The organism is Microcoleus sp. B13-B6, assembly GCF_036705405.1.
Classification (GTDB): Bacteria; Cyanobacteriota; Cyanobacteriia; order Cyanobacteriales; family Microcoleaceae; genus Microcoleus.
Genome location: NZ_JAUBUJ010000245.1, coordinates 1 through 1,510 on the forward strand (window position 1 = coordinate 1; position 1,510 = coordinate 1,510).

The window sequence follows — 1,510 nt, forward strand, 5'->3', positions numbered from 1 at the left end:
GTAAGGATTCAGGTCTGAAATTCGGGAATGAGGTCAGGCATAGGAAAGTAGTCACAAGAATGGGCAGAAAGAGCCTCACGGAAAAAAGCCATTACTGAACGAGCTTGAAAACGACAGGTTTGAATCACACTCAGCAGATTAGCCGTTTCCTCAAATCGCTTCATCGAACGAGAGCCACCAGACACTTTCCGTTTCGTTACAGCTAGGCGTAGGGAACGTTCTGCTAAATTATTATCCGGAGGCACCGAGGGGTCATTCAGAAAATACCACCATTGTTCTGCCTTATCTCGTAAGGATTTGAGCAACAAACCTGCTGCATAACCAACTTGGTTCAACCAAGTAGCAAGGGCTTTATTCAATCGTATTTTGAAATCCTGGGCCCACGAGTCGTAGGTGAGTCGATCCTTCGTCTTGCGCCAGGCCTCATGGGAGCTAAAAGCTTCATCAATTAATGACAGAAATATTTGAGCGACTTCTGCATTATTATTGTTTCCCCCAAGTCCCAGCACTTTCTTAAAATGCCGCCGTAAATGAGCTAGACACTTCTGTTGGGCTGTGATTGTGCCACCATTATAAACACTGAAATCATCTGAGCTTAAGACGCCAGCAAATTCTGTACCCAGCATGGTTTCTAGTTCCACGCGTCCCCTTGTATCTGCGGCATGGAATAAACAGAATCCCTCTCCACTAGCTGTCCATAGCCATTCTTTGACTCCCATGACACACCACGGGGTTTCATCTACATGAACATTTGATTGCTCAGGGACCCATTTCCACAGTGCATTGAGGGCTGGCTTAACTGCTGCTGCTACTCGTTGATTGGTTTTTTGGAGTGTTCCCACTCCCACTTCTATCCTGCCGAGTTCCCACAATAATTCAGTCAGCTTGGCGTAGGAAAGATGCCCATAATTGCCCAGCCAGACGCAGAGGGCTTGGAGATTAACGCTCAAGTCTTGCCCTGGAACCACTCCCTGATGTGGTTCTCCTCTAACTACTGCACCACATTCGAGACATTTACACGATTGTGTCTGATATTCAACGACTTCAATTGGTTTCGCCACTAGACTTGCTACTTGCTGAGAGTGGATGTTGATTACTTCACTTAATTCTTGACTACCACAATTAAGACAGATGCTGGGTGAGCTAATTTCAGTTCTGTCTACTCGTCCAAACCCTTTTCGGGTTTTCCCCTCATGACCTGGTTGTCCACCTGGTTTCTTTTTTTGGTCTGCTTCTGGTTTGACTGTTGCTTTCTCTGGTTTTTGGATGAGATCCGTTGATGGAGGTTTTGATGAAGTCTGACTGGTGGTTCGATTTTTTCCCGTAGCAATGGCTAGTTTTTCTTGCAATTCTTCAATAATTTTTTGCAGCCCCAGTACCATTTCTACCAGTTCAGCTTGGCTCAACTGCTCGATTTCGGTTTTTTTCTGCTCTCTGGTGGCTGTGGGCTTTTTCATTCCTTTATTTTACCAGATGCCGCCACTTAAGTTTTTTTGACCTGAATCCTTAC

1 protein-coding gene is annotated in these 1,510 nt (G+C 45.4%); it reads right to left on the bottom strand.

What is annotated here, in order from left to right:
- Positions 1–8: 8 nt before the first annotated feature.
- Positions 9–1,457 (bottom strand): IS66 family transposase, encoded by a 1,449-nt coding sequence (gene tnpC / locus QUB35_RS38965; RefSeq protein WP_333148426.1) that lies wholly within the window; start codon positions 1,455–1,457, stop codon positions 9–11.
- Positions 1,458–1,510: the final 53 nt, after the last annotated feature.

Coding starts and splice junctions, on each gene's coding strand:
- tnpC (WP_333148426.1), bottom strand. CDS start 1,457: ATGAAAAAGCCCACAGCCACCAGAGAGCAGAAAAAAACCGAAATCGAG.